The 12,822-nt window shown below is 65.6% G+C and carries 11 protein-coding genes; 4 read left to right on the plus strand and 7 right to left on the minus strand.

Annotated elements, in window-relative coordinates:
• Positions 1 to 175: 175 nt before the first annotated feature.
• The 5 genes from PYV55_RS16225 to hda form a co-directional block, all read right to left on the minus strand.
• Complete coding sequence (locus PYV55_RS16225) at positions 176 to 922, minus strand: hypothetical protein (protein ID WP_275853294.1); 747 nt, start codon at positions 920 to 922, stop codon at positions 176 to 178.
• A 734-nt stretch (positions 923 to 1,656) separates the two neighbouring features.
• Entirely contained in the window at positions 1,657 to 2,124 is a 468-nt protein-coding gene (folK, locus tag PYV55_RS16235; protein ID WP_275853311.1) for a 2-amino-4-hydroxy-6-hydroxymethyldihydropteridine diphosphokinase, read from the minus strand.
• Between the two features lie 99 nt (positions 2,125 to 2,223).
• A complete protein-coding gene (pcnB, locus tag PYV55_RS16240; RefSeq protein WP_275853296.1) occupies positions 2,224 to 3,927 on the minus strand; it encodes a polynucleotide adenylyltransferase PcnB in 1,704 nt (567 codons plus the stop codon).
• Positions 3,924 to 4,610 carry a histidinol-phosphatase gene (locus tag PYV55_RS16245; RefSeq protein WP_275853298.1) on the minus strand — a complete coding sequence of 229 codons (687 nt, stop codon included), beginning with the start codon at positions 4,608 to 4,610 and terminating at the stop codon, positions 3,924 to 3,926. The genes pcnB and PYV55_RS16245 overlap by 4 nt, the downstream gene beginning before the upstream one ends.
• Positions 4,611 to 4,655: 45 nt before the next feature.
• On the minus strand, positions 4,656 to 5,336 hold the full coding sequence (gene hda, locus PYV55_RS16250) for a DnaA regulatory inactivator Hda (protein ID WP_275853300.1): 681 nt from the start codon (positions 5,334 to 5,336) through the stop codon (positions 4,656 to 4,658).
• A gap of 232 nt (positions 5,337 to 5,568) precedes the next feature.
• On the opposite strand from hda, the gene purM reads away from it, so the two are divergent.
• Positions 5,569 to 6,633, plus strand: coding sequence for a phosphoribosylformylglycinamidine cyclo-ligase (gene purM, locus PYV55_RS16255; protein ID WP_275853302.1), 1,065 nt, complete (start codon positions 5,569 to 5,571; stop codon positions 6,631 to 6,633).
• Between the two features lie 134 nt (positions 6,634 to 6,767).
• A complete protein-coding gene (locus tag PYV55_RS16260) occupies positions 6,768 to 7,730 on the plus strand; it encodes an AI-2E family transporter (RefSeq protein ID WP_275853313.1) in 963 nt (320 codons plus the stop codon).
• Positions 7,731 to 7,770: 40 nt separating this feature from the next.
• Here PYV55_RS16260 and recN read toward each other — a convergent pair whose 3' ends face one another.
• Positions 7,771 to 9,447, minus strand: coding sequence for a DNA repair protein RecN (gene recN, locus PYV55_RS16265; RefSeq protein WP_275853305.1), 1,677 nt, complete (start codon positions 9,445 to 9,447; stop codon positions 7,771 to 7,773).
• A gap of 2 nt (positions 9,448 to 9,449) precedes the next feature.
• Entirely contained in the window at positions 9,450 to 10,346 is an 897-nt protein-coding gene (locus PYV55_RS16270; RefSeq protein ID WP_144732210.1) for an NAD kinase, read from the minus strand.
• 26 nt (positions 10,347 to 10,372) lie between these two features.
• Between PYV55_RS16270 and hrcA the strand changes: the two genes are divergently transcribed.
• Both hrcA and PYV55_RS16280 read left to right on the plus strand, forming a co-directional pair.
• Entirely contained in the window at positions 10,373 to 11,389 is a 1,017-nt protein-coding gene (hrcA, locus tag PYV55_RS16275; RefSeq protein ID WP_275853307.1) for a heat-inducible transcriptional repressor HrcA, read from the plus strand.
• Positions 11,390 to 11,841: 452 nt separating this feature from the next.
• The gene (locus tag PYV55_RS16280; protein WP_275853310.1) at positions 11,842 to 12,741 is read left to right on the plus strand and encodes a hypothetical protein; all 900 of its coding nucleotides are present in this window, start codon (positions 11,842 to 11,844) and stop codon (positions 12,739 to 12,741) included.
• Positions 12,742 to 12,822 lie beyond the last annotated feature (81 nt).

Genomic DNA, 12,822 nt, shown 5'->3' on the forward strand with positions numbered 1-12,822 from the left:
AGTTCGATACCCACCGATGCAGCGGTGGGGCGTCAGGACTCGCGCGGTACAGATCGAAGTAGAAGGCCATGAGCGCGCACTACCTGTATTGCGACGCCTAACGTAGAGCTAACCAGCGACCGGAATGCCGCGAAGCGGCATGTAGGGCGTCCGGGTTGAGCGCCATGTTAGAGAACTACGGTAGATCAGGTGCCTTAAGAACCTCACCACCTTCAAAGGCGATTGACTCTGGTTCAAAGGTTGCCTTCATGGAACTAAATTCGCGTCCCGCAATTTTTTCGATCTCGCCATTCCTGAATTTATTAATCTTCCAGCCTCGACCCGTTGTGGTTTTTAGGGTTTGGCCGGGTTGGACTGGTTCATCAATATCAACCGGGAGCCACCCTATTTCATCGCCAGTTGCGTCTTTGAACGTAACACGTCCTTTCAGTTGCCGAATTGCTTTATCTGATTTGTTTTCAATCGCATACTTCAAGCTCAACATTTCGCTGTAGCGCCCTACTTCGTAATTTTCAGGAAACACCGTTTTATCGATAATCGCAACCACGACACTGGTGGAAATCTTATCGGCTATAGCCTTGCGTTCAGCAAGAACTTTATTTTTTAACGCCTCAGCCTCTGCTTCTTTTTTCTTTTCCTCAGCCTCAGCGGCCTTCATTCTTTCCTTCCATGCCTTTGCATCAACGAGAACTTCGCCAACGGTTCTTCCAGTGGCAGGCTTTACATCAGCTCCGAATGCTTTCCCCATTTCGGTGATCGTCAGGTAGCCAACCAATAAAGCTCTATCTTCTTCGGATAGTTTTTTGAACTGGTTGCCCTGTTCGGCGATTTGCTTGAGAGGCTCAGGCCCAAAGACAATGTCTTTTGGATTGCTGCACCCGGCGATGAGCGCTAACGCCAGAATTATCATCAAATTGCGCATTTTTTCTCCTTTTTGATTGAACGGAAGCCTGTGGAACCCGCGTTCTCTAACGTAATGTATCCCGCAGATACTGCCGGATAAGCTGGGCGGTGCGGGATATTCTTGGCACAGAATCGTCCTGAAAGTTGTTCTACATCAACGGGTTACGCACTTGATGCTGTGCGTATTTACAGGCATAAATCAAGCATGAAACCCGGCACACCCACACCCGCTCTGCGCCCCATCCGCTTGCTCGACCAACTTCGGGAGCGCATCCGGCATCTGCACTATAGCCCACAGACCGAGGAGGCGTACCTGTATTGGGTGCGTCTTTCATTCGCTGGCATGGCCGTGCAGGGGGATAGATTAGGGTCCGATTTCAATTCTCTGCCAAGGCCACACCCCAAAGGCCGAGCGCAGCAAAGGCCCGTGCGGTATCCCCGCCCTTCTGCCTGTGCCGAGGAGCGCAGCGCCCGGCGGGAAAAGGGCGCGCGATTGTTCGAGCGCAGCGAGTTTCGCGCGACCCCGCCGGGCGCGAGCACCGCAGGTTGCCCTGACCGCCGCCAGGCGGGCAGGGACGCAGGCAGCAGGGTCGCCTTCTTTTGCCTTCTTTTCTTGGCGAGACAAGAAAAGAAGGTGCGCCGCCGGGCGCACATCCCGGCATCCGCCCTTGGCCTAAGCGCCCCCGCCATTACGAATCTGCTCCCAATGGTTCCCCTGGCGTTGGCAGACGAACGCCTGGAAACGGCCCTTGATTACCCCAGCCGCTCCACCCGCTGCCCCTGCACCGCGCGCAGCTGTTCGGGCGTGACGCGCTCGGGGGCCATTTCGGCCAGCGGCAGGAGCACGAAGGCGCGCTCGTGCATGCGGGGGTGTGGCACGGTGAGGGTGGGGGTGTGCAGCTGCAGCTCGCCCCACCAGAGGATGTCCAGGTCCAGCGTGCGCGGGGCGTTGCGATAGGGGCGCTCGCGGCCTGCGGCGTGCTCCAGATTTTGCAGGGCTTGCAGCAGCGCCTGCGGGCTCAGCGTGGTGAGAATCTCGGCCACGGCGTTGAAGTAGTCCGGCCCCGTGGCGGCGACGGGGGCGCTGCGGTAGAGCGATGAATGGCGCAGCAGCTGCGTGCCGGGCAGGGCGGCGATGGCTTGCAGGGCCTGGCGCAGTGTGGCGGCGCAGTCGCCGAGGTTGGCGCCCAGGCCGATGCCGGCAGACACGGCCGCCACCATCCGCGCCGCCGCGGGGCTAGCCGAAGGTGGTGCGGCGTTTTGGGCAGCGCCGTTGGGGTCGTCGGTGTGCCTGGGGGGGGGCATGCGGGCAGGAATCGGTCAGCGGGAATCAGGCACAGCGTTCGGCGCTGCGCCCGATGCGGTCGCGCTGCCAGCGGCATTGTCGCCAGCATCTGCGTGGCTTGCCGCATCCGCCCCGGTTTCTTCGCCTGAGCCTTGCGAGGCGGGCTTGCGGCGGCGGCGGCGGCGTTTTTTCGGGGCCTGGTCTGCGTCTGCGGCATCGTCGGCGAGGGGGGCGCTTGCCGGTTCTGCGCCCGCGGGTGCGCCATCTGCGCCTAGTGCGCCCTCTGTGCCTGGGGCGGCCGCGGGCGATGCAGGTGCGACGCGCCGCGGCTTGGCGGGGCGTTTGCGCGATTTTTCCTGGCCTTTTTGCTCTTCGCGCGCTTGTGCGATCAGGTCGGCGCGGCGTTCGTCGTCGGCGGTTTGGAAGTCTTGCCACCATTCGGCCAGGGCTTCCTCGACTTCGCCCACGTCGGCGCGCAGGCGCAGAAAATCGAAGCCGGCGCGAAAGCGCGGTTGCTCCACGAGGCCAAAGGGCGTGTTGCCGGTGCGCTTTTCGAAGCGCGGCTGCATGACCCAGATTTCGCGCATGTCGGCTGCGAGCTTGCCGCGCCCCGAGACGTCGCCTATGCGCCGCTCGAACACTTCGTCGATGGCCTCGTGCAGTGCGGGCAGCGGGTGCTGCGTGCGCAGGCGCTGCTGCCAGGCCGTGCGCACGTCGTCCCAGAGCACGCAGGCGAGCAGAAAGCTCGCCACCACGGATTTGCCCTCGGCCACGCGGCGGTCGGTGTCGAGCAGCGCGGCGCGCACGAAGGGGGCGTCGGCGCGCTCCACCACCACGTCGAGCAGCGGGTAGATGCCGCGATCGAGCCCGAGTTTGCGCAGCTGCGCGATCGAGGCGAGCGCGTGGCCGGTTTGCAGCAGCTTGAGCATTTCGTCGAACATGCGGCTGGGCGGCACGTCAGCGAGCAGCGGCAACGAGGCCGCGAGCGGCGCGCCGGTCTGCGGTGCAATCTCGAAGCCCAGCGCGCTGAGCTTGGCGGCAAAGCGCACGGCGCGCACGATGCGCACCGGGTCTTCGCGGTAGCGCGTGGCGGGGTCGCCGATCATGCGCAGGAGTTTTTTCTGCGCGTCCTGGATGCCCTTGTGGTAGTCCACGACGATCTGCGTTTCGGGGTCGTAGTACATCGCGTTGATCGTGAAGTCGCGCCGCGCCGCGTCTTCTTCCTGCGGGCCCCAGACGTTGTCGCGCAGCACGCGCCCCGAGGCATCGACGGCGTGCTGCACGCCCGCAAGCGCCTGGCGCGAGCTTTTTTCATTGCCGCTGACCTGCTCGGCCGCAGCGCTGTCGAGGTAGGCGCGGAAGGTCGAGACTTCGATCACCTCGTGCTCGCGCCCGCGCCCGGACACCACGTGCACGATGCGAAAGCGCCGCCCGATGATGAAGGCGCGCCGAAACAGCTGCTTGACCTGCTCGGGCGTGGCGTTGGTGGCCACGTCGAAGTCCTTGGGGCGCAGGCCCAGGAGCAGATCGCGCACCGCGCCGCCCACGATGTAGGCCTCGAAGCCCGCCTGTTTGAGCGTGTGCACCACCTCGGCGGCGCGGCGATCGACCAGGTTCGGGTCTATGCCGTGCACGCTCGCGGGCACTTCGGCGCGGCGGCCGAACGAGGGCTTTTTCTTGGTTTTGGCGCTGCCCGCGGGGGCTTTGCCCAGCAGCTTGCCGATGAAATTTTTGATCATGAAGCGAACAGGTCCAGAATGCGCCAGCCGCGCTCTTGCGCGAGGGCCCGCAGGCGCGGGTCGGGGTTGGTGGCCACGGGCTGCTCGACTTTTTCGAGCAGCGGCAGGTCGTTCATCGAGTCGCTGTAAAACGTGCTTTCGATGTCATCCCAGCGCCAGCCGCGCTGGGCCAGCCATTGTTCCATGCGTTGCACCTTGCCTTCGCGCAGGCAGGGCACGCCCTCGATCTCGCCGGTGATCCAGCCGCTGGCGTCGCGCGCCAGGCGGGTGGCGAGCAGCGCGGGCACGCCCAGCGCGTCGGCGATGGGGCGCGTGACGAATTCGTTGGTCGCGGTGATGATGAGCACGTGCTCGTCCGCCGTCTGGTGCTGGCGCAGCAGCGCGAGCGCCTCGGGCCGGATGGCGGGCGCGATCACTTCGCGCATGAACTGGGCCTGCGCGGCGGCGGCCTCCTGCGGGCCACGCTCGCGCAGCGCGGCGGTGGCAAAGCGCACGTAGTCGTGGATATCGAGCGTGCCGGCCTGGTAGTCGGCATAAAAGGCGTCGTTGCGGCGCAAAAATTCGTCGCGGTCGTGCCAGCCGATGCGCACGGTGAATTCGCCCCAGGAGTGGTCGGAGTCTATGGGCAGCAGCGTGTGGTCCAGGTCGAACAGCGTGACGCGGGGGCGGAGCGGAGGGGTCATGCGCAGGTCAATGGTGATATGAAAAGAATAGCTGCTTGCGCCCGTTCAGAGCGCCTCCAGCATGGTTTTGAGCAGTGGAATGGTGACGGCGCGCTGGGTGCGCAGGGCGAAGGCGTCGAGCGCATCGAGCAGCTGCACGAGGCTGCCCAGGTCGCGCGAAAAGCGCTGCAGCATGAAGTCCAGCACCTCGTCGCTCAGGCGGATGCCGCGCGCCGCGGCCTGCGCGTGCAGCACGGCGCGGCAGTCGGCCTCGCCCAGCGGCTGCAGCTGGAACACATGGCCCCAGCCCAGGCGGCTGCGCAAGTCCTCGCGCAGCGGCAGATCGGCGGGCGGCAGCGCACCCGCCGCAAGCACCCAGCGCGGATTACCACTTGCGGGGTGCAGGGCGTTGACGAACCAGTTGAAGGCCACCGCCTGCTGGGCGCTGTCATAGACGTGCACGTCGTCGAGCAGCACGGCCGTCCAGCGCGCGTCGAAAGCGGGCGGCGCGGCCGTATCGGCGGCCAGCCAGCCCACGCTTGCGCCGCGCTCTTGCAGGTCGGCGCGCACGGCCTGCAGCAGATGCGTTTTGCCGCTGCCGGCCTCGCCCCACAGGTAGGTGGGCACGGGCGCTGCAGATGCGAGCATCAGGCGCAAATGCTGCAGCGCCGCCGCGTTCGGGCCGGCGTGAAACTGCGCGAGCGAGGGCGGCGGGGCCAGGCCCAGGTCCAGTGCCAGTTGCTTCATGGGAGGCTTCATCGTGCGGGCAGCGAAGGGAAGGGGGCGTGGACCGAAGGCATGCGGGCTTGGAACGGGGGGGCTGGCTTTGGGGCGGAGGTGGCGGAAATGGCGGAAGTGGCTGTGGCGCGCCTCGGGGCCGCTGCAGGGAAGGGGGAATAGCGGCGGGGCAGGCCACCCGGCACCGTAGAATCGGCGCGAATTTTAGTCTGCCGTGCACGTTCGCCCGTGCCGCCCTGCCATGAGTGCTGCTGATCCTATTACTACCCCCCTGTCGTACAAAGACGCTGGCGTGGACATCGCCGCCGGCGATGCCCTCGTCGAGCGCATCAAACCGCTGGCGCGCAAGACCCTGCGCGAAGGCGTGCTGGCCGGCATTGGCGGCTTTGGCGCATTGTTCGAGGTGCCCAGGCGCTACCGCGAGCCCGTGCTCGTGAGCGGCACCGATGGCGTGGGCACCAAGCTCAAGCTGGCCTTCGAGTGGAACATGCACGACACCGTGGGCATAGACTTGGTGGCCATGAGCGCCAACGACGTGCTGGTGCAGGGCGCCGAGCCGCTGTTCTTTCTCGACTACTTTGCCTGCGGCAAGCTCGACGTCGATACCGCGGCGGCCGTGGTCGGCGGCATTGCACGCGGCTGCGAGCTCGCGGGCTGCGCGCTCATCGGCGGCGAGACGGCCGAGATGCCCGGCATGTACCCGGCCGGTGAATACGACTTGGCCGGCTTTGCCGTGGGCGCGGTCGAAAAGTCGCAGATCCTCACGGGCCAGAACGTGCAGGCGGGCGACGTGGTGCTGGGGCTGGCCTCGAGCGGCGTGCACTCCAACGGCTTCAGCCTGGTGCGCAAGTGCCTCGAACGCGCAGCGGGGCGGCTGCCCGCAACACTGGACGGCAAGCCCCTGCGCGCCGCCATCATGGAGCCCACACGCCTGTACGTGAAAAGCGTGCTCGCCGCGCTCGCGCAGCACCCGGCGCAGGGCAGCCGCGGCATCAAGGCGCTGGCGCACATCACGGGCGGCGGCCTGCTCGAAAACATCCCGCGCGTGCTGCCCGAGGGGCTCGCGGCGCATCTTGAGAAGGGCAGCTGGCCGCAAACCGAGCTGTTTGCCTGGCTGCAAGAGACCGCGGGCATCAACGACGTGGAGATGAACCGCACCTTCAACAACGGCATCGGTATGGTCGTGATCGTTGCCGAGGCCGACGCCGATGCCGCCAGCAGCACGCTGCGCGCCGCAGGCGAACAGGTGTACCGCATAGGCCGCATCGCAGCGCGTGGCGCGGGTGCGGCAGTGGTGGTGGCTTGAGGGCCATGGCCAAAGCCAGCGGCATGGGGCGCGGGCAGCGGCTGGTGCACATGGCCGTGCGCTTTTTTTGACTTTCTTGGATCGCCGTGGCCGATTCCGCAGCCCGCGCCGTCAGGATCGCCAGCTACGTGCTGATGGCGGGCGCGCTGCTGCTCGTCATGCTGAGCCACCTGCTGCCGGGGCTGCTGTGTGTGTGCCTGGGTTTTCTGGGCACGCGCGCGCTCAGCGCGCGACTTGGGCGCCTCATGCGCTCGCGTTCGGGTGCGGCGCCGCGCCTTGCGGCCGCCGTGGTCGTGCTGCTGCCGCTGGTGCTGATGGGCCTGGCCTTTCCGTACACGCGCGGCATGCTGCTGGATGCGCCTGCGCAGTACCGCGAGCTGCTGGCCTTCATGGCGCGCACCGTGCTCGAGCTGCGCGACCGGCTGCCGCCCGATATTGCAAGCCAACTGCCCGAAGGCGCGGCAGAGATCCAGCGCATCTTCGCCAACTACCTGGGCAGCAGGGCCGGCAGCCTCGCCATTACCGGGCGGGCCTGGCTCGCGGGCCTGGTGCACATCATCGTCGGGTTGATCGTCGGCGCGCTCGCCGCGAGCCGCCCGCCGGTGGCTGCGCACAAGCCGTTGACGGCGCAATTGCGCTTGCGCGTGCAATTGTTTGGCGACACGTTCCGGCGCATCGTGGTCGCGCAGTTCTGGATCGCGCTGGTCAATACCGGCCTGCTGGCCCTGTTTCTGTTCCTCGTGCTGCCGCTGTGGGGCTACCACCTGCCGTATGCGATGGTGTTGATTTTGCTGAGCTTTGTGCTCGGGCTGATCCCCATCGTGGGCAACCTGCTCTACAACGCCGTCCTGACCTTGGTGGGGCTGTCGGTTTCGCCCATCGTGGCGCTGGCCTGCCTGGTGTTTCTGGTGGTCATCCACAAGGCCGAATACTTCATCAACGCCAAGGTCGTGGGCCAGCGCACGCAACTCACCGTGTGGGAACTGCTGGCCACCATGTTTGTGCTCGAGGCCGTGTTCGGCCCCGCGGGGCTGGTGGCGGCGCCGCTGTTCTACGCCTATTTGAAGCGCGAGTTGCAGGCGGCGGATTTGGTGTGAAATCTGCCCCTAACGCTTATCCATAAAGCGCAAGCAGCTATCAATTCGATATTTTTTCTGCCGACGCCTGCGGCATCGCCGCGAGCATCTCGCGCGCGTGCGCGAGCGTGGTTTCGGTCAGCTCTGCGCCGCCCAGCATGCGTGCGATTTCGGCTTCGCGCGCGGCGCCCTGCACCTCGGCTACGGTACTGTGGCTGCCGTCTGCTGCGCGCTGCTTGACGACGACGAGGTGGTGGTCGGCGCAGGCCGCCACCTGCGCGAGGTGCGTCACGGCCAGCACCTGACGCTCGCGCCCGAGCTGCTGCATGAGCCGCCCCACGGTCTGCGCCACGGCCCCGCCGACGCCGGCATCCACCTCGTCAAAAATCAGCGTGCCTGCGTCGCCGAGCGCACTGGTCGTGACGGCGATCGCGAGCGAAATGCGCGACAGCTCGCCGCCCGAGGCCACCTTGCCCAAAGGCCGCGGCGTGGCGCCCGGATGCCCGGCGACGAGGAATTCCACCTCGTCGATGCCGTGCGCCGTGGCCTGTGACGCGGGCTGCACGCGCACTTCGAACACGCCACCGGCCATGCCCAGCCCCTGCATGGCCTGCGTGATGGCGGCGGACAGGCGCGGCGCGGCCTCGTGGCGTGCGGCCGACAGCGCCTGCGCCGCCGCGCGGTAGGCTTGCGCGCTGCGCGCCTCGGCGGCCTCGAGTGCGGCGAGGTCGGCGGCGGCATCGAGCCGCTGCAGCTCATGCTGCCACGATTGCAGCAGCGCCGGCAGCTCTGCCGGCGGGCGCCGGTAGCGCCGCGCGAGCGCGAGCCACTGCGCGAGGCGCTCGTCGAGCTCGGCCAGGCGCTGCGGTTCGAGCTCGGTGCGGCCCAGATAGGTCTGCAGCGAATGCTGCACATCGGCCGCGAGCGCGAGGCAGGACGCCAGAATTTCGGCGAGGTTGGCGAATTCGGGCTCGAGGTGGGCCAGGTGTTGCAGGCGCGCCTGCGCTTGTGCCAGCTGCGTCTGCGCGCCGGCGTCCTCGTGCTCCAGCTGCGCGAGCGCCTCGCCCGCCGCATCGATCAGAGCCTGCGCGTGCGACAGGCGCCGGTGCTGCGCCTCCAGCGTCTCCCACTCGCCCTCTTGCGGCGCGAGCTTTTCGAGCTCGCCGATCTGCCACTGCAGCCGCTCGCGCTCGGCGTGCAGGCTTTGCTGCGCCGCAACGGCCGCTTCCAGCGCCTGCACGTCCGCGCGCCAGCGCGTCCACAGCGCGGCAACCTCCTGGGCGGAGGCGCCCGCGTAGGCGTCGAGCAGGCCGCGCACCGCGTCGGGCCGCATCAGGCTTTGCCAGGCGTGCTGGCCGTGGATGTCGAGCAGTTGCTCGCCGAGCTGGCGCAGCTGCGTGGCCGTGGCGGGCGTGGCGTTGATCCAGGCGCGGCTCTTGCCCTGCGCGTCGATGCTGCGGCGTAGCAATAGCGTGTCTTCAGCGTCGAAGCCGGCTTCTTCGAGCCAGGGGCGCAGCGCTGCGGGGCCGTCGAATTCGGCGCAAATCTCGGCCTTGGCCGCACCCTCGCGCACCACGCCCGCGTCGGCGCGTGCGCCCAGCGCGAGCTGCAGCGCATCGATCAAAATGGACTTGCCCGCGCCCGTTTCGCCCGTGAGCGCGGTGAAGCCGGGCTGCAACTCGAGCTCTAACGCGGGCACGATCACGAAGTCCCGCAGGGTGATCCGCTTGAGCGCCATGGTCAGGAGGCTCCTTCGTTCCAGCGCAGCTTTTTGCGCAGCGTGGCAAAGTAGTTCCAGCCCAGCGGGTGCAAAAAGCGCACGCAGTATTGCGCGCGGCGCACGAGGATGCGGTCGCCATGCAGCAGCGAGGCGAGCGACTGCATGTCGAAATTCGCGCTCGCGTCGCGCCCGTTGACGAGTTCGATGGCGATTTCGGCATCGTCGGGCAGCACGATGGGCCGGTTCGACAGCGTGTGCGGTGCGATCGGCACCAGCACCCAGCCCGGAATCGCCGGGTGCAGCATGGGGCCGCCGGCAGAGAGCGCGTAAGCCGTCGAGCCCGTGGGCGTCGCCACGATGAGGCCGTCGGCGCGCTGATTGGCCACCAGATGGCCGCCCACTTCCACGCGCAGCTCCACCATGCCCGAGGTTGCGCCGCGGTTCACCACCACGTCGTTGAGCGCGAGCGCCTCGAACACGGTGCCACCATCGCGCTGCACACGCGCATGGATCAGCGCGCGCCGGTCTTCCTCGTATTCGCCGCGCAGCATGGGCGTGAGCGCAGCCTGGTAGTCGCCAAAGGGAATGTCGGTGATGAAGCCCAGCCGGCCCTGGTTGATGCCTATCAAGGGCGTGCCGTAGCGCGCCATCTGGCGCCCTATGCCCAGCATGGTGCCATCGCCGCCCACCACCAGCCCCAGGTCGCACTGCGCGCCGATTTCGGGCACCGTGAGCTTGGGGTACTGGACGAGGCCGGTGTTGGCCGCCGTTTCGGCCTCCAGCACCACCTCGCAGCCGCGGCGTGCGAGAAATTCGGCGATGTCTTCGAGTGCCGCGCGTGCGTTTTCCGGTTTGCCCGCGGCTGGCGCGGTCTGGTATTTGCCAAACAGCGCAACATGGTGAAAATTGGACTTCATTTGCAAATTACATCATCAAAACCGCCATGCTCGATGACCGTGCCAAGTTGCTGCTCAAAACCCTTGTCGAGCGTTACATCGCCGAAGGCCAGCCCGTGGGCTCGCGCACGCTCTCGCGCGCCTCGGGGCTGGACCTTTCCCCGGCCACGATCCGCAACGTCATGGCCGACCTCGAAGACCTGGGTCTGATCGCGAGCCCCCACACCTCGGCTGGCCGTGTGCCCACCGCGCGCGGCTACCGCCTGTTCGTGGACACCATGCTCACCGTGCAGCCCGAGCCGCTGCCGGCGCCCGAGCTGCCGCCCGAACTGGCGCCCGAACAGCCGCAAAAAGTCATAGCAAATGCGGCGCAGCTGCTCTCGAATTTGTCGCAATTCGTGGGTGTGGTGCTGGCCCCGCGGCGCGCCTCGGTGTTTCGCCAGATCGAATTCTTGCGGCTGTCGGAGCGGCGCCTGCTCGTGATCATCGTCTCGCCCGAAGGCGACGTGCAAAACCGCGTGATCTTCACCGACGTGGACTACACCCAGTCGCAGCTGCTCGAAACCGCGAATTTTCTCAACGCCCACTGTGCCGGCCTGTCCATGGAGCAGGTGCGCGAAAAGCTCAAGTCCGAGGTGGAGTCGCTGCGCGGTGAAATCGCCGCGCTCATGCAGGCCGCGGTGAACGCGAGCTCCGAAGCCTTGAGCGAAGCGCAGGAAGAGGTCGTGATCTCGGGCGAGCGCAACCTGCTGTCCGTGAGCGATTTTTCCGCCGACATGGACCACCTGCGCCGCGCGTTTGCGTTGTTCGAGCAAAAAACGCAAATCCTGCGCCTGCTCGACATCACCAACCAGGCCGAAGGCGTGCGCATCTACATCGGCGGCGAAAGCCAGGTCGTGCCCTTCGAGGAGTTGTCGGTGGTCAGCGCCCCCTACGAGATCGACGGCAAAGTGGTCGGCACCCTGGGCGTGATCGGCCCCACGCGCATGCCCTACGACCGCATGATCCAGATCGTGGACATCACCGCCAAGCTCGTCTCCAACGCGCTGAGCCACCGCTTCTGAGGGGGCTACAATAGCGGACTTTTCGCCCGCCCGGTTCAGCGGCGGCACTCGGGGTGATGAAAGCGCAGAGAGTTGAAGTTGTTTTATGAATGGGCCGTTAGCTCAGTTGGTTAGAGCAGAGGACTCATCGAAATGGTGACCTTGCCGTGAGAGCGGCAATGGAAAAACCGGGTGAACTCAGGGAAACCGTCAGCCAGTCAATGGCCCGGCAATCCTGAGCCAAGCTCGCCGAAGGCAGGTCGAAGGACCGGTAGGCGAGAAGGTGCAGAGACTAGGGTGTGAGGAGCCAATCCGATAAGCACCCCGTGAGCGCCCGGCACCCTAACGCGCGGAGCAATCCGTGGCGAGGGTGATGAGATAGTCCAGGGAGTGGGGAAACTCACACCAACCTGAATCCTTTGGTCGTTGGTTCAAGTCCAACACGGCCTACCATTCATAAGCCAATCCGACTCATGTCCAGCACGTCCTCACGCACTGAAGATAGTCCTCGATGGCTGCGTTTCGAGGCCAGGGAGGACGAGTCGCACGAGCTGTTTACTCCCGGTGGCAACTGGCGCAAACAAGACCAGTATCCGGCGCTCAAGCCGCTGGATACCTACACGCGCGAAGACTACCTGCGGCTGGCTTGGGAACTGCTGCGGCGCATGCCCCGCTATCGCTGGCAGTTTCGCAAGCTCGATCTGTTTGGCATCAAGTCGCCCAGCTTTTTTAAATCGAGCCCCAAGCACTTCTACACCAGCGAAAGCCCTCCCGCCTTTCCGGGTTGGGCGAACTACCCGCTGCTTGGTCATCAGTGCGAGCCGCCGATTACCAATCAAGGCGAGACCTTTGGCACCTACATCGCCTCACTGACCGAAGCTGGCGAGCCTTGGTTCGTGATGAACCGATACCGATGGGTGATGGACCTTTGGGGCATCAGCTACGTACCGAACCCAGGCGCCGCGTTCGGTAACTTGCGCAAGAGTGGGTTGTTTGGTGCCCCAGCGGCTGTGGTCTCGGTCATTTCCAGTGATGCGCCTGCAGACAGGCCGCAAAATATCAGCACCTACCTCCGTGCCAACGAGCTACTTCTACGCCTCCGCCTCGATGCTTCGTTCGAGCAGCAGGTTGAGTCAATCCGGCAGGAATTCGAGCGGGCGCAAGCGATTGCACGAAAGCGCCCCGCGCGTCCCCGTGATCCCTTGCCAGTTCCGGGTCGAAAGATGATGGGCAAGGCAGTGCTGCGCGACGAAGAATTTGCAGGCGATTTCACTCCACGCGCGGCGGCCAAGGTTGGGCGAGTCTTGCTCAAGCATGTTGAATTGCACCCGTTTTGGCTCAGAACGTGGGTGTTGATTCCAATCCAAAACTGAGCCACCTATGAGGTGATTCCGTTTCAAAACTGAGCCACGTTATCCACATATCCTGCTGATTTTTTGAGCAGGGGACATAGG

Origin of the sequence: Extensimonas soli (assembly GCF_029211265.1) — a bacterium.
GTDB classification, from domain to species: Bacteria; Pseudomonadota; Gammaproteobacteria; order Burkholderiales; family Burkholderiaceae_C; genus Extensimonas; species Extensimonas soli.